At 60.1% G+C, this 18,835-nt stretch carries 16 protein-coding genes; all 16 read left to right on the forward strand.

Annotated elements, in window-relative coordinates; genetic code table 11:
• The first annotated feature begins 49 nt into the window (after nucleotides 1-49).
• Nucleotides 50-571: a 50S ribosomal protein L10 gene (gene rplJ, locus ACX3OW_RS07995; protein ID WP_459095228.1), complete on the forward strand. Its 522-nt coding sequence runs from the start codon at nucleotides 50-52 to the stop codon at nucleotides 569-571.
• A gap of 66 nt (nucleotides 572-637) precedes the next feature.
• Nucleotides 638-1,006: a 50S ribosomal protein L7/L12 gene (rplL, locus tag ACX3OW_RS08000; protein ID WP_459095229.1), complete on the forward strand. Its 369-nt coding sequence runs from the start codon at nucleotides 638-640 to the stop codon at nucleotides 1,004-1,006.
• Nucleotides 1,007-1,353: 347 nt separating this feature from the next.
• Nucleotides 1,354-5,493, forward strand: a complete 4,140-nt coding sequence (gene rpoB, locus ACX3OW_RS08005) for a DNA-directed RNA polymerase subunit beta (protein ID WP_459095230.1) — start codon at nucleotides 1,354-1,356, stop codon at nucleotides 5,491-5,493.
• A 78-nt stretch (nucleotides 5,494-5,571) separates the two neighbouring features.
• Nucleotides 5,572-9,756 carry a DNA-directed RNA polymerase subunit beta' gene (gene rpoC / locus ACX3OW_RS08010; protein ID WP_459095231.1) on the forward strand — a complete coding sequence of 1,395 codons (4,185 nt, stop codon included), beginning with the start codon at nucleotides 5,572-5,574 and terminating at the stop codon, nucleotides 9,754-9,756.
• A 545-nt stretch (nucleotides 9,757-10,301) separates the two neighbouring features.
• Nucleotides 10,302-10,673 (forward strand): 30S ribosomal protein S12, encoded by a 372-nt coding sequence (gene rpsL / locus ACX3OW_RS08015; RefSeq protein WP_286018378.1) that lies wholly within the window; start codon nucleotides 10,302-10,304, stop codon nucleotides 10,671-10,673.
• A gap of 12 nt (nucleotides 10,674-10,685) precedes the next feature.
• Complete coding sequence (gene rpsG, locus ACX3OW_RS08020; RefSeq protein ID WP_459095232.1) at nucleotides 10,686-11,156, forward strand: 30S ribosomal protein S7; 471 nt, start codon at nucleotides 10,686-10,688, stop codon at nucleotides 11,154-11,156.
• An 11-nt stretch (nucleotides 11,157-11,167) separates the two neighbouring features.
• On the forward strand, nucleotides 11,168-13,258 hold the full coding sequence (gene fusA / locus ACX3OW_RS08025) for an elongation factor G (protein WP_459095233.1): 2,091 nt from the start codon (nucleotides 11,168-11,170) through the stop codon (nucleotides 13,256-13,258).
• Nucleotides 13,259-13,314: 56 nt separating this feature from the next.
• Nucleotides 13,315-14,505, forward strand: coding sequence for an elongation factor Tu (gene tuf, locus ACX3OW_RS08030; RefSeq protein WP_459095234.1), 1,191 nt, complete (start codon nucleotides 13,315-13,317; stop codon nucleotides 14,503-14,505).
• 64 nt (nucleotides 14,506-14,569) lie between these two features.
• A complete protein-coding gene (gene rpsJ, locus ACX3OW_RS08035; protein WP_046136738.1) occupies nucleotides 14,570-14,878 on the forward strand; it encodes a 30S ribosomal protein S10 in 309 nt (102 codons plus the stop codon).
• 85 nt (nucleotides 14,879-14,963) lie between these two features.
• Nucleotides 14,964-15,665 carry a 50S ribosomal protein L3 gene (gene rplC / locus ACX3OW_RS08040; protein WP_459095235.1) on the forward strand — a complete coding sequence of 234 codons (702 nt, stop codon included), beginning with the start codon at nucleotides 14,964-14,966 and terminating at the stop codon, nucleotides 15,663-15,665.
• Nucleotides 15,666-16,286 (forward strand): 50S ribosomal protein L4, encoded by a 621-nt coding sequence (gene rplD, locus ACX3OW_RS08045; protein WP_459095236.1) that lies wholly within the window; start codon nucleotides 15,666-15,668, stop codon nucleotides 16,284-16,286.
• Nucleotides 16,283-16,576 carry a 50S ribosomal protein L23 gene (locus ACX3OW_RS08050; protein WP_459095237.1) on the forward strand — a complete coding sequence of 98 codons (294 nt, stop codon included), beginning with the start codon at nucleotides 16,283-16,285 and terminating at the stop codon, nucleotides 16,574-16,576. The genes rplD and ACX3OW_RS08050 overlap by 4 nt, the downstream gene beginning before the upstream one ends.
• 17 nt (nucleotides 16,577-16,593) lie before the next feature.
• A complete protein-coding gene (rplB, locus tag ACX3OW_RS08055) occupies nucleotides 16,594-17,433 on the forward strand; it encodes a 50S ribosomal protein L2 (protein ID WP_459095238.1) in 840 nt (279 codons plus the stop codon).
• Nucleotides 17,434-17,436: 3 nt separating this feature from the next.
• Complete coding sequence (gene rpsS, locus ACX3OW_RS08060) at nucleotides 17,437-17,715, forward strand: 30S ribosomal protein S19 (protein ID WP_459095239.1); 279 nt, start codon at nucleotides 17,437-17,439, stop codon at nucleotides 17,713-17,715.
• A gap of 1 nt (nucleotide 17,716) precedes the next feature.
• Complete coding sequence (gene rplV / locus ACX3OW_RS08065; protein WP_459095240.1) at nucleotides 17,717-18,097, forward strand: 50S ribosomal protein L22; 381 nt, start codon at nucleotides 17,717-17,719, stop codon at nucleotides 18,095-18,097.
• On the forward strand, nucleotides 18,097-18,828 hold the full coding sequence (gene rpsC / locus ACX3OW_RS08070; RefSeq protein WP_459095241.1) for a 30S ribosomal protein S3: 732 nt from the start codon (nucleotides 18,097-18,099) through the stop codon (nucleotides 18,826-18,828). The genes rplV and rpsC overlap by 1 nt, the downstream gene beginning before the upstream one ends.
• The last annotated feature ends 7 nt before the right edge of the window (nucleotides 18,829-18,835 follow it).

An 18,835-nucleotide genomic window follows, 5' to 3' on the forward strand; every position in this document is an offset into this window, starting at 1 on the left:
TTGGCAATGGCCCGGCACGACTATGCCGGGCTCAATGTGGAGACTAGCAGTGGAAAGAGCGGAAAAGCGTGAGCTTGTCGCATCGCTCCAGGCGGCCCTTACGGGCGCTGGGTCGATCGTCCTTGCGCAGAATTCCGGTCTGACCGTAGCCAATCTGGAAGTGCTTCGCCGTGAGGTGAAGGCTGCCGGTGGTTACGTCAAGATCGCTAAAAACCGTCTTGCCAAGCTTGCTCTTAAAGAAACCGACAATGCGGACATGTCGGCCCTGTTTACCGGGCCGATCGTCATCGCTTATGCGGCTGACCCAATGACGACGCCGAAGATTGCGGCGAAGTTTGCTGAAAAGAACGCGAAATACGTCGTTCTTGGTGGCGCTATGGGCCAGACCGCTCTTGACGCGAATAGCGTCAAGGCGTTGGCGACCATGCCTTCGCTCAACGAGCTGCGCGCAACGCTGGCCGGGATGCTCAAGCAGCCCGCTACGCGTATCGCGTCGGTTATCGTGGCGCCGGCTGGTGGCATCGCTCGTGTGTTGGCCGCTCACGCGGAAAAGAGCAACGAAGCAGCGTAACCCCATAGGTCCTTTCGTGGGACCATTCTGGTTTGAACTGAACACCTAAAAAGAGAGATTTATCAAATGGCCGATCTCGCCAAGATTGTAGACGACCTGTCTGCCCTGACCGTTCTGGAAGCTTCGGAACTGTCCAAGATGCTCGAAGAGAAGTGGGGCGTTTCCGCCGCTGCTCCGGCTGCTGCTGCTGCTGCCGCCGCTCCGGCTGCTGCCGTTGAAGAGCAGACCGAATTTGACGTGATCCTCGCCTCCTTCGGCGAAAACAAGATCAACGTCATCAAGGAAGTCCGCGCCATCACCGGCCTGGGTCTCGGCGAAGCCAAGGCTCTGGTTGAGGCCGCTCCGAAGGCCGTCAAGGAAGGTGTCAACAAGGCTGAAGCCGAAGACATCAAGAAGAAGCTGGAAGCTGCCGGCGCCAAGGTCGAATTCAAGTAATTTCGACTCTTGCCTTGAATATTGCGAGATGGCGCGCTATGTGCCATTTCGCTACTTCGTCTCTACGAGATGATTCGCCGGGCCGATTGGATGGGTTCCAGGCGCCAATTTGCGGAATATATGACGATTTTGATGTCTGAGGCACGCTGACGTCCACGTGGCCCTATGGTTTATCGACCATGGGGTGTTTGGCGTTTTCGGGTCTGCTTTCTCTGGCTGGGGAAGTTTGCAGGCGTCACTGAGCCTAATTTACTGCCTATCAAAGGCATATACCCCGATGCCCGACGGCTGATTGTCGGGTCTTTGGATATGTGCCTCCGAGACAATCGCTAGACAAAGGAGCCCTCATGGCTACCACGTTCAACGGCCGCCGCAAGGTTCGCAAGTCCTTCGGATCCATTCGCGAAGTCACGGAGATGCCCAACCTGATCGAGGTCCAGAAGGCCTCTTATGATCAGTTTCTGTTGGTTGACGAGCCCAAGGGTGGCCGTCCCGATGAAGGGCTTCAGTCCGTCTTCCGTTCGGTTTTCCCGATCACCGACTTTTCCAATACAGCCTCTCTCGAATTCGTGAAGTACGAGTTCGAGCAGCCCAAATACGACATCGACGAGTGCCGTGCGCGCGACATCACCTTCGCTGCCCCGCTCAAGGTGACGCTGCGGCTGATCGTGTTCGAAGTCGATGAGGAAACCGGCGCTCGTTCGGTCAAGGACATCAAGGAGCAGGACGTCTATATGGGCGACATGCCCTTCATGACGTCGAACGGCACCTTTATCGTCAACGGCACCGAGCGCGTTATCGTCTCGCAGATGCACCGGTCGCCCGGCGTGTTCTTCGATCACGACAAGGGCAAGACCCACTCGTCGGGCAAGCTGCTGTTTGCCGCGCGCATCATCCCCTATCGCGGTTCGTGGCTCGATATCGAGTTCGACGCCAAGGACGTGGTGTTCGCCCGTATCGACCGTCGCCGCAAGATTCCGGTAACGTCGCTGCTCAAGGCCCTTGGTATGGATACCGAGGAAATCCTGGCGACCTATTACAACACCCTCACCTTCGAAAAGACCGCGACCGGCTGGCAGAAGCCGTATGACGCGGAGAAGATGAAGAATGCCAAGCCGTCGCAGGACCTGATCGACGCCAAGACCGGCGACGTGGTCCACGAAGCTGGCAAGAAGCTCTCGGCCCGCCAGGCCAAGAAGCTGGCCGAAAACGGCCTGACGCACCTGCTGGCAGTCGATGAAGACCTCTATGGCATGTATGTCGCCGAAGACCTGATCAACCTGCAGACCGGCGAGGTCTACATGGAGGCAGGTGACGAGCTCGACGAAAAGACCCTGACCCAGATGGTCGAACTGGGCTTCACCGAGCTGCCGATCCTCGACATCGATCACATCTCGATCGGTGGCTATATCCGCAACACGCTGGCCGTGGACAAGAACGAGACGCGTGAAGACGCGCTGTTCGACATCTATCGCGTCATGCGCCCGGGCGAGCCGCCGACCGTCGACACCGCCGAAGCCATGTTCCAGTCGCTGTTCTTCGACAGCGAGCGCTATGACCTGTCCGCTGTTGGCCGCGTCAAGATGAACATGCGCCTTGAGCTGGATGCCCCCGACACCATGCGCACCCTGCGCAAGGATGACATCGTGGAAGTCGTCCGCACGCTGGTCGACCTGCGTGATGGTCGCGGCGAAATCGACGACATCGACAACCTCGGCAACCGCCGCGTTCGCTCCGTCGGCGAACTCATGGAAAACTCCTATCGCCTTGGCCTGCTCCGCATGGAACGCGCCATCAAGGAGCGCATGAGCTCGGTCGAAATCGACACGGTGATGCCGCAGGATCTGATCAACGCCAAGCCGGCTGCTGCCGCTGTGCGTGAATTCTTCGGGTCGTCGCAGCTGTCCCAGTTCATGGATCAGACCAATCCGCTCTCGGAAATCACCCATAAGCGTCGCCTGTCGGCGCTTGGGCCTGGTGGTCTGACCCGTGAGCGTGCCGGCTTTGAAGTCCGTGACGTGCACCCGACCCATTACGGCCGTATCTGCCCGATTGAGACCCCGGAAGGTCCCAATATTGGGCTGATCAACTCGCTGTCGACCTTCGCCCGCGTCAACAAGTACGGTTTCATCGAAACCCCGTACCGCAAGATCGTGGACGGTGTGCTCACCGAGGACGTGGTCTATCTCTCCGCCATGGAAGAGGCCAAGCACTACGTTGCCCAGGCCAACGTGCAGTTCAACAAGGACGGCACGCTGCAGGACGATCTGGTGGTGGCTCGCCACGCCGGTGACAACGGCCTGACGCCCAAGGAAAACGTCGACTTGATGGACGTTTCCCCCAAGCAGATGGTGTCGGTTGCCGCCTCGCTGATCCCGTTCCTTGAGAATGACGACGCCAACCGGGCTCTGATGGGCTCGAACATGCAGCGTCAGGCTGTGCCGCTGCTGCGCGCCGAAGCTCCTTTTGTCGGTACCGGCATGGAAGCTATCGTGGCGCGTGACTCCGGCGCCGCCATCGTCGCCAAGCGCAAGGGCATCGTCGACCAGGTGGACGCCACCCGTATCGTTATTCGCGCAACGGAAGAAACCGATGCGTCGAAGTCGGGCGTCGACATCTACAATCTGATGAAGTTCCAGCGTTCCAACCAGTCCACCTGCATCAACCAGCGTCCGCTGGTCGTCGTGGGCGATCACGTGAACCAGGGCGACATCATCGCCGACGGTCCGTCGACCGAGCTGGGCGATCTCGCTCTGGGCCGCAACGTGCTCGTCGCGTTCATGCCCTGGAATGGCTACAACTTCGAAGACTCCATCCTGCTCAGCGAAAAGATCGCCATGCAGGACGTCTTCACCTCGATCCATATCGAGGAATATGAAGTGATGGCGCGCGATACCAAGCTGGGGCCTGAGGAAATCACCCGCGACATTCCGAACGTGTCGGAAGAAGCGCTGAAGAACCTCGACGAAGCCGGCATCGTGCATATCGGCGCCGAAGTCATGCCGGGCGACATCCTGGTCGGCAAGATCACCCCCAAGGGTGAATCGCCGATGACCCCGGAAGAGAAGCTGCTTCGCGCCATCTTCGGCGAAAAGGCTTCGGACGTTCGTGACACCTCCCTGCGCGTGCCGCCGGGCGATGCTGGTACTGTTGTTGAAGTGCGCGTGTTCAATCGCCACGGCATCGACAAGGACGAGCGCGCCATGGCCATCGAGCGCGAGGAAATCGAGCGTCTCGCCAAGGACCGTGACGACGAACAGTCGATCCTCGACCGTAACGTCTATGCGCGTCTCAAGGAGATGCTGTTCGGCAAGGCAGCAACGGCTGGCCCGAAGGGCTATGTCGTCGGCACCAAGCTCAACGACCAGATGTTCGAGGCTCAGCCCCGTTCGAAGTGGTGGCAGTTCGCGGTTGATGACGACAAGGTCATGACCGAGATGGAAGCTCTTCATGCTCAGTATGAAGAGAGCCGCCGTCTGCTCGAACAGCGCTTCATCGACAAGGTCGACAAGCTGCAGCGCGGTGACGAACTGCCGCCGGGCGTGATGAAGATGGTCAAGGTCTTCATCGCCACCAAGCGCAAGATCCAGCCGGGCGACAAGATGGCCGGCCGTCACGGTAACAAGGGCGTTGTCTCGCGTATCGTGCCGATCGAAGACATGCCGTATCTGGAAGATGGTACGTCGGTCGACATCGTGCTGAACCCGCTGGGCGTGCCATCGCGCATGAACGTCGGCCAGATCCTCGAAACTCACCTGGGCTGGGCTTGCGCCGGCATGGGCAAGAAGATCGACGAGATGGTCCGTGCGTATCATCGCAATGGCGACCTGAAGCCGCTGCGCCTCGAAGTGCAGGATCTGTTTGCCGGTGATGAAGCCATCACCGACCTCGACGACGACGGCATGGTCCGCCTCGGCGAGCACCTCTCCAAGGGTGTCTCGATCGCGACGCCCGTGTTCGACGGCGCCAAGGAAGCCGACATCGTCGTGATGCTTGAGCGGGCAGGGCTCAAGGCCTCCGGCCAGTCGACCGTCTATGACGGCCGTAGCGGCGAGCAGTTCGATCGTCAGGTGACGGTTGGGTATATTTATATGCTCAAGCTCGACCACTTGGTGGACAACAAGATCCACGCCCGTTCGATCGGTCCTTACTCGCTGGTCACCCAGCAGCCGCTCGGCGGCAAGGCCCAGTTCGGCGGTCAGCGCTTCGGCGAGATGGAAGTGTGGGCTCTCGAGGCCTATGGCGCGGCTTATACGCTCCAGGAAATGCTCACCATCAAGTCGGACGACGTGGCTGGTCGTACCAAGGTCTACGAGTCCATCGTGCGCGGCGACGATACATTCGAGCCGGGCATCCCCGAGAGCTTCAACGTTCTGGTCAAGGAAATCCGTTCGCTCGGTCTCAATGTCGAACTCGACATGCGTGAGATTGAGGATGGCTCCAGCCACGAAGCGGAGCTCGCACCTCCTCAGGAAGCGGCGGAATAATCCGGCGCATCCTACCCCCATTCACTTCCTGAGGGAGCCGGGCGTCAGCCCGCTCCCGACGGAAAGAGGAGAGAATTGATGAATCATCATTCCCACGTCATGGACCCGTTCAACCCGGCCGTCCCGGTGCAGACCTTCGATCAGATGAAAATCTCGATCGCGTCGCCCGAGAAAATCCTGAGCTGGTCGTACGGCGAGATCAAGAAGCCCGAGACCATCAACTACCGCACGTTCAAGCCTGAGCGTGACGGCCTGTTCTGCGCGCGCATCTTTGGCCCCGTGAAGGACTATGAGTGCCTGTGCGGCAAGTACAAGCGCATGAAGTTCAAGGGCGTCATCTGCGAAAAGTGCGGTGTGGAAGTCACCCTGAGCCGCGTTCGTCGCGAGCGCATGGGCCATATCGAACTGGCCGCTCCGGTCGCTCACATCTGGTTCCTGAAGTCGCTTCCGTCGCGTATCGCGCTGCTGCTCGATATGACGCTGAAGGACATCGAGCGCATCCTGTACTTCGAAAACTACGTCGTTCTCGATGCGGGCCTGACGCCCTTCACCCAGCACGAGCTGCTGACTGAAGAGCAGTTCCTCGACGCCCAGGACGAATATGGTGCCGACAGCTTCACCGCCAAGATTGGCGCCGAAGCCATCCGCGATATCCTGCTGGCCCTCGATCTCGAGAAGATCGCGGCCGACCTGCGCGTGGAAATTGCTGAGTCCACCACTGAACTTAAGCCCAAGAAGCTCGCCAAGCGCTTGAAGATCGTCGAGCAGTTCATCGTCTCGGGCAATAAGCCTGAGTGGATGATCATGACCGTCATTCCGGTCATCCCGCCCGAACTGCGTCCGCTGGTGCCGCTGGATGGCGGTCGCTTTGCGACCTCCGACCTGAACGACCTCTATCGCCGCGTGATCAACCGCAACAACCGGTTGAAGCGCCTGATCGAGCTGCGCGCTCCGGACATCATCATCCGCAACGAAAAGCGCATGCTGCAGGAAGCTGTGGACGCGCTGTTCGACAACGGCCGCCGTGGCCGCACCATCACCGGTGCCAACAAGCGTCCGCTGAAGTCGCTGTCCGATATGCTCAAGGGCAAGCAGGGCCGCTTCCGTCAGAACCTGCTCGGCAAGCGCGTCGACTATTCGGGTCGTTCGGTCATCACCGTGGGTCCGAACCTCAAGCTGCACCAGTGCGGCCTGCCCAAGAAGATGGCGCTCGAGCTGTTCAAGCCGTTCATCTACTCGCGCCTCGAAGCCAAGGGTTTCTCGTCCACTGTCAAGCAGGCGAAGAAGCTGGTCGAGAAGGAAAAGCCCGAGGTTTGGGATATCCTGGACGAAGTGATCCGCGAGCACCCAGTTCTGCTGAACCGCGCTCCGACCCTTCACCGTCTGGGCATCCAGGCGTTCGAGCCGATCCTGATCGAAGGCAAGGCCATCCGTCTGCACCCGCTCGTCTGCTCGGCCTTCAACGCCGACTTCGACGGTGACCAGATGGCTGTGCACGTTCCGCTGTCGCTCGAAGCGCAGCTGGAAGCGCGCGTGCTGATGATGTCGACCAACAACATCCTGCACCCTGCCAACGGCCAGCCGATCATCGTGCCGTCGCAGGATATCGTCCTGGGTCTCTACTATCTCTCGCTCATGAACGAGAAAGAGCCCGGCGAAGGCATGGCGTTCGGTTCCTATGCCGAACTCGAGCATGCGCTCGACAACAAGATCGTCACGCTGCACAGCAAGATCAAAGGCCGCGTGGCCGCGTTCGACGAGAACGGCAACGAGACCACCGAGATCGTGGAAACGACCCCGGGCCGCATGCTGATCGGGCAGATCCTGCCCAAGCACGCTGCGGTGCCATTCTCGACGGCAAACCAGCTGATGACCAAGAAGATGATCTCCAAGATGATCGACACGGTTTACCGTGGCTGCGGTCAGAAGGAGACTGTGATCTTCTGCGACCGCGTCATGCAGCTCGGTTTCAAGAATGCATGTGATGCGGGCATTTCGTTCGGTAAGGACGACATGGTTATCCCGGCTTCCAAGTACACCATCGTGGAAGCGGCTCGTAAGCAGGTCGAAGAGTTCGAACAGCAGTACAATGACGGCCTGATCACTCAGGGCGAAAAGTACAACAAGGTGGTCGACGCTTGGGCCAAGTGCGGTGACAAGGTCGCCGAAGAGATGATGGACGCGATCCGCAAGGTGCAGATCGACGAGGAAACCGGCCGTCAGAAGCCGATCAACTCGGTCTATATGATGAGCCACTCCGGCGCCCGCGGTTCGCCGGCGCAGATGAAGCAGCTCGCCGGTATGCGCGGCCTGATGGCCCGCCCCGACGGCTCGATCATCGAGACCCCGATCACGGCCAACTTCAAGGAAGGCCTGAACGTTCTTGAGTACTTCAACTCCACCCACGGTGCCCGTAAGGGTCTCGCGGATACGGCGCTGAAGACCGCGAACTCGGGTTACCTGACCCGTCGTCTCGTCGACGTGGCGCAGGATGCGATCATCGTGTCGACCGATTGCGGCACCGAACGCGGCCTGACCATGGAGCCGATCGTCGATGCCGGCCAGGTTGTGGCTTCGATCGGCCAGCGCGTGCTGGGCCGTACCGCTGCCGACGACATCTTCCACCCGCTGACCGGCGATCTGATCGCCGCCAAGGGCACGCTGCTGGAAGAGAAGGATGTCGATGTCATCGAGGACGCCCGGATCCAGTCGATCCGTATCCGTTCGCCGCTGACCTGCGACATGCGCCAGGGCACCTGCGCGGCCTGCTATGGCCGTGACCTTGCTCGCGGTACTCCCGTGAACATGGGTGAAGCTGTGGGCGTCATCGCCGCACAGTCGATCGGTGAACCCGGTACCCAGCTCACCATGCGTACGTTCCACATCGGTGGCACGGCACAGGTGGTCGACAGCTCGTTCCTCGAATCCGGCGCGGAAGGCACGATTGCCATCCGCAATCCGAACGTGGTGCTGGTTGAAGGCGGCAAGCTGGTCGTCATGGCCCGTAACGTGTCGCTCGCCATTCTCGATACCGACGGCAAGGAACGCGCCACCCACAAGGTGACCTATGGTTCCAAGCTGCTGGTCAAGGAAGGCGACAGCGTTCGCCGTGGCCAGCGTCTGGCCGAATGGGACCCCTACACCCGTCCGGTTCTCGCCGAAGTCGAGGGCGAGGTCGTGTTCGAGGATCTGGTCGACGGTGCTTCCGTTGCGGAAAATACCGACGAAGCGACCGGCTTCACCAAGCGCGTTGTCATCGACTGGCGCACCAATCAGCGTGGCGAGGGCCTCAAGCCGGCTCTTGCCGTGGCGCGTGATGGTCTGGTCCAGAAGGTGGAACGTGGTGGCGAAGCCCGTTACCTGCTCTCCGTCGACGCGGTCATCGCGGTCGAGCCGGGCGAGAAGGTATCGCCGGGTGACGTGCTGGCGCGTATTCCGCTGGAAAGCGCCAAGACCAAGGACATCACGGGCGGTCTGCCGCGCGTGGCTGAATTGTTCGAGGCTCGTCGTCCCAAGGATCACGCCATCATCGCCGAGATCGATGGCACCATCCGCTTTGGTCGCGACTACAAGAACAAGCGTCGCATCATCATCGAGCCCCATGAAGAGGGTGCTGATCCGGTCGAGTATCTGATCCCCAAGGGCAAGCCGTTCCACCTCCAGGAAGGCGACGCCATTGAAAAGGGTGAATACATCCTCGACGGCAACCCGGCGCCGCACGACATTCTGGCCATCAAGGGCGTGGAAGAGCTTGCTCGTTACCTCGTCAATGAAATCCAGGAGGTCTATCGTCTGCAGGGCGTGTTGATCAACGACAAGCACATCGAGGTGATCGTTCGCCAGATGCTGCAGAAGGTCGAGATCGTGGATCCAGGTGATACCGGCCTGCTCAAGGACGAGCAGCTCGACAAGCTGGACTTCGACGAGCTCAACGACGCGCTGGTCGCCGACGGCAAGAAGCCGGCAACGGCCAACCCCGTGCTGCTCGGCATCACCAAGGCGTCGCTGCAGACCCGCTCGTTCGTGTCGGCCGCTTCGTTCCAGGAAACCACCCGCGTCCTCACGGAAGCGGCGGTTTCCGGCAAGGCCGATCTGCTCGAAGGCCTCAAGGAAAACGTCATCGTCGGTCGGCTGATCCCGGCCGGTACCGGTGCCGGCATTTCCTCGGCCAAGCTGATCGCCACCAAGCGCGACGATCTGATCTTGGACGAGCGTCGCCGTCAGGCGGCCACCGTGCAGATCGCAGCACCCGCCGCCGAGTAAGCGTCCGCTATTATGGAATGCGTGAAAGGGGCCTCAGGGCCCCTTTCTTTTTGCCGGTCCGGAATTGAATTTGACGCGACCGCGCAAGCGCCTGTTAACCTCTTGCGTCATTGCGGGACGGATATCGGCGTCGCTGAGCCGACACAGGTGCGAAGGGCAGGGGGCGGGTCCCGCTGCGAGCCCAGGATAGGCCTGACGTTGCTGCAGGCACCGAAGCAAACGGATGGCAAGCCCCTGCATGGCTCCCCCTCCGTTTTTTCACGAAAGAATCCTTGACGGCTGGGCGAGTCGGTTCTAAACAGCGGCTACCTAAGCGGTCGGTCGTGAATGTCACACCGGGCTCCTGCCATCTTGTGCGGGCATCCAGGACACTCAAACACACTGCCGGGTAACTAGACGAAGCAAATCCTTGTGCGCAAGACTGCCCATTTATGTGGGTGGTCCGCTGCAATTAGGGCGCCGCCGTACCTTTTGGGTTCGGATGAGCGCCGTTTTGGTTTGGTTTTTCTAGACCGCAATGAATTTTGGACGATGGAAAGAGCGCAATGCCCACCATTAATCAGCTGATCCGCAAACCACGCGCCAGCAAGCCAAAGCGGAACAAGGTTCCGGCCATGGAAGCAAATCCGCAGAAGCGCGGCGTTTGCTCTCGCGTTTATACGACGACCCCGAAGAAGCCGAACTCGGCTCTGCGTAAGGTCGCCAAGGTTCGCCTGACCAATCAGCGCGAAGTCATCTCGTATATCCCGGGCGAAGGCCACAACCTGCAGGAACACTCCGTGGTCCTGATCCGTGGTGGCCGCGTGCGCGACCTCCCTGGCGTTCGTTATCACATCCTGCGCGGCGTTCTTGATACGCAGAGCGTCAAGGACCGCAAGCAGCGCCGTTCGCATTATGGCGCGAAGCGTCCGAAGTAAGGAGATCGAGATATGTCCCGTCGTCACCGCGCAGAAAAACGCGATGTTATCCCGGATGCTAAGTTCGGCGATCTGATTTTGACCAAGTTCATGAACTCGCTCATGAAGGACGGCAAGAAGTCGACTGCTGAAAGCATCGTCTATGGTGCCTTCGACATCGTCGAAGCCAAGGTCAAGCAGGACCCGATCGAGGTCTTCCACACTGCGCTCGAAAACATCCGCCCGTCGGTTGAAGTTCGTTCGCGTCGTGTCGGCGGTGCCACCTATCAGGTCCCAGTCGAAGTTCGCACCGAGCGTCAGCAGGCCCTGGCCATTCGCTGGCTGATCGAATCTGCCCGCAAGCGCGGCGAGAACACCATGCGCGAGCGCCTTTCCGGCGAGCTCATGGACGCTCTCAATGGTCGCGGCCAGGCCGTCAAGAAGCGCGAAGACACGCACCGTATGGCTGATGCCAACCGCGCCTTCTCGCACTACCGCTGGTAGTAGGAGCCAATATGACCCGTCAGCACCCGATCGATCATTACCGTAACTTCGGCATCATGGCTCACATTGATGCTGGCAAGACGACAACGACCGAACGCATCCTGTATTACACCGGCAAGAACCATAAAATGGGCGAGACGCACGATGGTGCCTCGACCATGGACTGGATGGAGCAGGAACAGGAACGCGGCATCACCATCAGCTCCGCTGCCACCACGACCTTCTGGAAGGGCCGCGACGGCACGCAGTTCCGCTTCAACATCATCGACACCCCCGGCCACGTGGACTTCACCATTGAAGTCGAACGTTCGCTGCGTGTGCTTGACGGTGCCGTTGCACTGCTGGACGCCAATGCCGGTGTTGAGCCGCAGACGGAAACCGTCTGGCGCCAGGCCGACAAGTACAATGTTCCGCGTCTCATCTTCGTCAACAAGATGGACAAGGTCGGCGCCGATTTTTATCGCTGCCTCGAGATGATTGGCTCCCGTCTGGGCGCCAAGGCCGTTGCTGTGCAGCTGCCGATCGGTGCTGAGACCGAATTCAAGGGCGTCGTCGATCTGATCGAGATGAACGCTCTGATCTGGCACAACGAAGAGCTGGGCGCTGCCTGGGACGTCGTTGAGATCCCCGAGGACCTCAAGGCCAAGGCCGCTGAGTACCGCGAGAAGATGATCGAAGCCGCCGTCGAACTCGACGACGACGCGATGGAAGCCTATTTGAACGGCGATATGCCGAACAATGACACCATCCGTCGCCTGCTGCGTCGTGGCGTCATCGACACCAAGTTCTTCCTCGTCTATGCCGGCTCGGCCTTCAAGAACAAGGGCGTGCAGCCTCTGCTGGACGGCGTTGTGGCCTTCCTGCCGTCGCCTGCCGATATCCCGGCTATCCAGGGTATCGATGCGCGCACCGAGCTGCCGATCGAGCGTCATGCCGACGATAACGAGCCGCTGTCGATGCTGGCCTTCAAGGTCGCCAACGATCCGCATATGGGTTCGCTGACCTTCGCACGCATCTACTCGGGCAAGCTCGAGCAGGGCACGATGGTTGAGAACACCGTCAAGGAAAAGCGCGAGCGTATCGGTCGTCTGTTCCAGATGCACTCGAACAGCCGCGAGCAGATCACGGAAGCCTATGCTGGCGACATCGTCGCTATCGTTGGCCTCAAGGACACCACCACGGGCGATACGCTGTGCGCATCGAACGCGCAGGTTATCCTTGAGCGGATGATCTTTCCTGAGCCGGTTATCGACATTTCGGTGGAACCCAAGTCCAAGGCCGACCAGGAGAAGATGGGCCTCGCCCTGAACCGCCTGGCAGCTGAAGACCCGTCCTTCCGCGTCAAGACCGACGAAGAATCCGGCCAGACCATCATTTCGGGCATGGGTGAACTTCACCTCGACATTCTCGTCGACCGCATGCGCCGTGAATTCAAGGTCGAGGCCAATATCGGTCAGCCCCAGGTGGCTTACCGCGAGACGATCACCAAGTCGGCCAATGTGGACTATACCCACAAGAAGCAGTCGGGTGGTTCGGGCCAGTTTGCTCGTGTCAAGCTGACCGTGGAGCCGGGTGAACTCGGCAAGGGTCTCGAATTCGTTAACGCCGTCGTTGGCGGCTCGGTGCCCAAGGAATACATCCCGGGCGTCGAAAAGGGCGTGAAGTCGGTCATGCCGGCCGGTCCGCTGATCGGGTTCCCGATCGTGGACGTCAAGGTGACGTTGACCGAAGGCGCTTACCACGACGTGGACTCCTCGGTTCTGGCCTTCGAAATCGCCGGTCGTGCGGGCTTCAATGAAGCTCTGCGCAAGGCGTCGCCGAAGATCCTCGAGCCGATCATGAAGGTTGAAGTTGTGACGCCCGACGATTACATGGGTGACGTCATCGGCGACCTGAACTCCCGTCGAGGTCAGATCCATGGCACTGAAAGCCGTGGTGTTCTCCAGGTCGTGAATGCCTATGTGCCGCTCGCGAACATGTTCGGCTACGTGAACTCGCTGCGCTCGATGAGCCAGGGACGTGCACAGTACTCGATGACGTTCGATCACTACGAGCAAGTGCCGCAGGCAGTCGCCGACGAAGTCCAGGCCAAGTACGCCTAAAACAAGAAACTCAAACTCAAGGTTGGCCCGAGGGCTAACGAATACGGAGAGAAGCGATGGGCAAGGAAAAGTTTTCCCGCAATAAGCCTCACTGCAACATCGGCACCATCGGTCACGTTGACCATGGCAAGACCTCGTTGACTGCAGCGATCACCAAGGTGCTGGCTGAAACCGGCGGCGCCGCGTTCCGGGATTATTCGCAGATCGACAACGCGCCCGAAGAAAAGGCGCGTGGCATCACCATCAATACCTCGCATGTCGAGTATGAGACGGCTAACCGTCACTACGCTCACGTCGATTGCCCGGGCCACGCTGACTATGTGAAGAACATGATCACCGGTGCTGCCCAGATGGACGGCGCGATCCTGGTCGTGTCGGCCGCTGACGGCCCGATGCCCCAGACGCGTGAGCACATCCTGCTCGCTCGCCAGGTTGGCGTGCCGGCGCTGGTGGTGTTCCTGAACAAGTGCGACATGGTCGACGACGCCGAACTGCTCGAACTCGTTGAGCTGGAAGTGCGCGAGCTGCTGTCCTCCTATGAATTCCCGGGCGACGATATCCCGGTGATCAAGGGTTCGGCTCTGGCTGCTCTCGAAGACAGCGACCGCAAGCTCGGCCACGACGCCGTTCTCGAGCTGATGGCTGCCGTTGACGCCTACATCCCGCAGCCCGAGCGTCCGGTTGACCTGCCGTTCCTGCTGCCGATCGAAGACGTGTTCTCGATCTCGGGCCGTGGCACCGTGGTGACCGGTCGCGTTGAACGCGGCATCGTCAAGGTTGGTGAAGAAGTCGAAATCGTCGGCATGAAGCCGACGCAGAAGACCACCGTCACCGGTGTTGAAATGTTCCGCAAGCTGCTCGACTCGGGCCAGGCTGGCGACAACGTTGGTGCGCTGATCCGTGGTATCGACCGTACGCAGGTCGAGCGCGGCCAGGTGCTCTGCAAGCCCGGCTCCGTGACCCCGCACACCGACTTCGTTGCTGAGGCCTATATCCTCACCAAGGAAGAAGGCGGCCGTCACACTCCGTTCTTCGGCAACTACCGTCCCCAGTTCTACTTCCGTACCACGGACGTGACGGGCATCGTGACCCTGCCGGAAGGCACGGAAATGGTTATGCCGGGCGACAACATCAACATGAACGTTCAGCTCATCGTTCCGATCGCCATGGAAGAGAAGCTCCGCTTCGCTATCCGTGAAGGTGGCCGCACTGTCGGCGCCGGCGTCGTTGCGAAGATCCTGAAGTAAGCCCATAAGACATTCGCGGCGCGCGAATAGCGCGCCGCGATCCATTTTCGTCAGGATTTACAAGATGAACGGTCAGAATATTCGCATTCGCCTCAAGGCGTTTGACCATCGCGTTCTCGACGCGTCTACGCGCGAGATCGTTTCGACGGCCAAGCGCACTGGCGCGCAGGTTCGCGGCCCGATTCCGCTGCCGACGCGAATCGAAAAGTTTACCGTGAACCGCTCGCCCCATATCGATAAGAAGGCGCGTGAGCAGTTTGAGATTCGGACCCACAAGCGTCTTCTGGACATTGTGGACCCGACCCCGCAGACGGTTGACGCTCTGATGAAGCTCGATCTCGCCGCCGGCGTCGACGTCGAAATCAAGCTCTAAGCAAAAAGAAGTTTCCGCGCGTATCAGACAAAGGGTCCTCTGAAGTCATGACCCGATACAGCGCCAAGAGAGAAGGTAATAACCGATGCGTTCTGGATTGATCGCACAGAAGCTGGGCATGACCCGCATTTTCGCCGAGGACGGCTCGCACGTTCCGGTGACCGTGCTGGAATTGCAGAACTGCCAGGTGGTGGGCCAGCGTACGGCTGAAAAAGACGGCTACGTCGCGCTGCAGCTTGGCGCAGGCCAGGCTAAGGCCAAGAACACCACCAAGGCAGAGCGCGGCCAGTTCGCCGTTGCCAAGGTCGAGCCCAAGCGTCATGTCGCCGAATTCCGCGTTGACGAAGCCAACCTCATCGAGGTCGGTGCAACGCTTCAGGCAGACCACTTCCTCGAAGGCCAGCTGGTGGACGTCACCGGTACTTCGATCGGTAAGGGCTTCGCCGGCGGTATGAAGCGCTGGAACTTCGGTGGTCTGCGCGCCACTCACGGCGTGTCGGTTTCGCACCGCTCGATCGGTTCGACCGGTCAGCGCCAGGATCCGGGCAAGACCTTCAAAGGCAAGAAGATGCCGGGCCACATGGGCGATCGTCGCATCACCACGCAGAACGTCAAGGTCGTCAAGACCGACGTGGAACGTGGCCTGATCATGATCCAAGGTTCGGTTCCGGGCTCCAAGGGCGCCTGGATCATGATCAAGGACGCGGTGAAGAAGCCGGCCCCGCAGGGCGCCGCCTTCCCGGGGTCGTTCAAGGCCGCCGCAGAAGTCGCGGGGGAAGGTAACTAAATGGAACTCAAGGTCACAACCCTCGACGGCAAGGCCGCTGGCACGATCCAGCTCGCCGACGACGTCTTCGGTCTGGAAGTCCGCCAGGACATCCTGCACCGCATGGTTCGCTACCAGCAGCTTAAGGCTATGGCCGGTACGCATGACGTCAAGAACCGCTCGGAAGGTGCTCGCACCGGCCGGAAGTTCGTGAAGCAGAAGGGCTCGGGCGGCGCTCGCCATGGCGATCGCAAGGCTCCGCAGTTCCGTGGCGGCGGCCGTGCATTCGGTCCGACCCCGCGCAGCCATGCCATCGACCTTCCCAAGAAGGTTCGCGCCCTGGCGCTGAAGCATGCTCTGTCGTCCAAGATCAAGTCCGGCTCGCTGATCGTCATCGACAGCATTGTCCAGAAGGAAGCCAAGACCGCTGGTCTGCTGGCCACTTTCGGCAAGCTGGAATGGACCAACGCGCTGATTATCGATGGTGCAGTGGTGGATGAGAACTTCGCTCTGTCCGCTCGCAACATCCCGCATATCGACGTGCTGCCGGTGCAGGGGATCAACGTTGTTTCGATCCTGAAGCGCGACAAGCTCGTCCTGACCAAGGCAGCGCTGGAAGCGCTGGAAGCGAGGTTCGCATGAACAAGCTCAGCGCTTACGACATCATCCGTAACCCCGTCGTGACTGAAAAGTCGACGATGGCTTCGGAAGTAAACCAGGTCGTTTTCGACGTGGCGATTGATGCCAACAAGACCGACATCAAGGCTGCTGTCGAGCAGCTCTTCTCGGTCAAGGTCAAGGCAGTGAACACCCTGGTCCGCAAGGGCAAGGTGAAGCGCTTCCGCGGCCGGATTGGTACGCGCAACGACGTCAAGAAGGCGATCGTGACCCTCGTCGACGGCCAGTCGATCGATATTTCGACCGGCCTGTAAGGGGATAGAGACAAAAAATGGCTCTTAGGCACTATAATCCCACCTCCGAAGGTCATCGCCATCTGGTGACTACTGATCGTTCGGAACTGTGGAAGGGCAAGCCGGTCAAGGTTTTGACCGAAGGTCTGTCCAAGTCCGGTGGTCGCAACAATCGCGGTCGCATCACCTCGTTCCATCGGGGTGGCGGTCACAAGCGCACCTATCGTCTGATCGACTTCAAGCGCGTCAAGTTTGACGTGGTTGGGACGATCGAGCGTCTGGAATATGATCCGAACCGTACGGCCTGGATCGCTCTGGTTAACTACGAAGACGGCGACGTCGCCTACATCGTGGCACCCCAGCGCGTATCGGCTGGCGACAAGGTCATCTCGTCGATGAACGCTGTCGACGTGAAGCCGGGCAACGCGATGCCGCTGGAACGCATGCCGGTCGGTACGATCGTGCATAACATCGAGCTGAAGCCCCGCAAGGGTGGCCAGGTCGCCCGTTCGGCTGGTGCGTATGCCCAGTATGTCGGTCGTGACCAAGGTTGGGCGATCCTTCGCCTGAACTCGGGCGAACAGCGCCGCGTGCATGGCACTTGCCTTGCTACCGTTGGCGCCGTGTCGAACCAGGACCACTCCAACACCTCGCTCGGCAAGGCCGGTCGTGCACGTTGGTTGGGCCGCAAGCCCGTCACGCGCGGTGTGGCAATGAACCCGATCGATCACCCGCATGGTGGTGGTGAAGGTCGTACCTCTGGTGGCCGTCACCCGGTTACCCCATGGGGTAAGCCGACCAAGGGCAAGAAGACCCGCAGCAACAAGGCGACGGACCAGTTCATCGTTCGCTCGCGTCACGTGAAGAAGGGCAGGTAAGCCATGACCCGTTCAATCTGGAAGGGGCCGTTCGTCGACGGCTACATGCTCAAGAAGGCCGAGAAGGCCCTCGCGTCTGGCCGCAACGATGTGGTCAAGATCTGGAGCCGCCGCTCGACCGTCCTGCCGCAGTTCGTGGGTGTTACCTTCGGCGTGCATAACGGCCACAAGCACATTCCGGTCAATGTCACCGAAGACATGATCGGCCACAAGTTTGGCGAGTTCGCACCGACCCGTACCTACTACGGTCACGCGGCCGACAAGAAGGCCAAGAGGAAGTAAGATGGGCAAGCCAAAAACCCAGCGCGCGCTCAAGGACAACGAAGCCAAGGCTGTGCTGCGCATGCTGCGCGTCAGCCCGCAGAAGCTCAATCTTCTGGCTCAGTTGATCCGCGGCAAGAAGGTCGAGAAGGCCCTGGCCGAACTCGAGTTCAGCCACAAGCGCATCTCCGGTCAGGTCAAGAAGGTGCTGGAAAGCGCCATCGCGAACGCCGAGAATAACCATGGCCTCGATACCGACGCTCTCGTCGTTGCCGAAGCCTTTGTGGGCAACTCGCTCGTCATGAAGCGCTTCGTCGCTCGCGGTCGTGGCCGGTCTTCGCAGATCCAGAAGCCATTCGCGCATCTGACGATCATCGTCCGGCAAGTTGAGGAGGCCGCATAATGGGCCAGAAGATCAATCCAATCGGCTTCCGCCTCGGTATTAACCGGACGTGGGACAGCCGCTGGTACGCCAACAAGGGCGATTTCGGGAACCTGCTGCAGGAAGACCTGAAGATCCGCACGATGCTGCTCAACGACCTCAAGGCCGCTGCAGTGTCCAAGATCGTCATTGAGCGTCCGCACCGCAAGTGCCGCGTGTCGATCCACACTGCCCGTCCGGGCATCGTGATCGGCAAGAAGGGCGCTGACATCGACAAGATCCGTGCCAAGGTGAAGCAGTTCACCGACAGCGAAGTGCACATCAACATCGTTGAAGTGCGCAAGCCGGAGACCGATGCGACGCTGGTTGCCCAGGGCATTGCCCAGCAGCTGGAACGCCGTGTGGCCTTCCGTCGTGCCATGAAGCGTTCGGTGCAGACCGCAATGCGCATGGGCGCTGGTGGCATCCGCGTCAACGTTGGTGGCCGTCTTGGCGGTGCCGACATTGCTCGTAGCGAGTGGTACCGCGAAGGTCGCGTCCCGCTGCACACACTGCGTGCTGACATCGACTATGGTACTGCTGAAGCCGCGACGACCTACGGCATCATCGGCATCAAGGTTTGGGTGTTCAAGGGCGAAGTGCTTGAGCATGATCCCACCGCGCATGAGCGCCGCGCTACCGAAGGTAACGATGGCGGGCAGCGTAGTGAGCGTGAACCGCGCCGTGAGCGCGGCGACCGCGAACGCGCATAAGAGGTTA

Source organism: Devosia sp. A449 (assembly GCF_054489375.1).

Bases quoted from the DNA above. Each gene is read 5' to 3' on its own strand.
- rplL (WP_459095229.1), top strand. From the start codon at position 638: ATGGCCGATCTCGCCAAGATTGTAGACGACCTGTCTGCCCTGACCGTT.
- rpoB (WP_459095230.1), top strand. From the start codon at position 1,354: ATGGCTACCACGTTCAACGGCCGCCGCAAGGTTCGCAAGTCCTTCGGA.
- rpoC (WP_459095231.1), top strand. From the start codon at position 5,572: ATGAATCATCATTCCCACGTCATGGACCCGTTCAACCCGGCCGTCCCG.
- rpsL (WP_286018378.1), top strand. From the start codon at position 10,302: ATGCCCACCATTAATCAGCTGATCCGCAAACCACGCGCCAGCAAGCCA.
- rpsG (WP_459095232.1), top strand. From the start codon at position 10,686: ATGTCCCGTCGTCACCGCGCAGAAAAACGCGATGTTATCCCGGATGCT.
- fusA (WP_459095233.1), top strand. From the start codon at position 11,168: ATGACCCGTCAGCACCCGATCGATCATTACCGTAACTTCGGCATCATG.
- tuf (WP_459095234.1), top strand. From the start codon at position 13,315: ATGGGCAAGGAAAAGTTTTCCCGCAATAAGCCTCACTGCAACATCGGC.
- rpsJ (WP_046136738.1), top strand. From the start codon at position 14,570: ATGAACGGTCAGAATATTCGCATTCGCCTCAAGGCGTTTGACCATCGC.
- rplC (WP_459095235.1), top strand. From the start codon at position 14,964: ATGCGTTCTGGATTGATCGCACAGAAGCTGGGCATGACCCGCATTTTC.
- rplD (WP_459095236.1), top strand. From the start codon at position 15,666: ATGGAACTCAAGGTCACAACCCTCGACGGCAAGGCCGCTGGCACGATC.
- ACX3OW_RS08050 (WP_459095237.1), top strand. From the start codon at position 16,283: ATGAACAAGCTCAGCGCTTACGACATCATCCGTAACCCCGTCGTGACT.
- rplB (WP_459095238.1), top strand. From the start codon at position 16,594: ATGGCTCTTAGGCACTATAATCCCACCTCCGAAGGTCATCGCCATCTG.
- rpsS (WP_459095239.1), top strand. From the start codon at position 17,437: ATGACCCGTTCAATCTGGAAGGGGCCGTTCGTCGACGGCTACATGCTC.
- rplV (WP_459095240.1), top strand. From the start codon at position 17,717: ATGGGCAAGCCAAAAACCCAGCGCGCGCTCAAGGACAACGAAGCCAAG.
- rpsC (WP_459095241.1), top strand. From the start codon at position 18,097: ATGGGCCAGAAGATCAATCCAATCGGCTTCCGCCTCGGTATTAACCGG.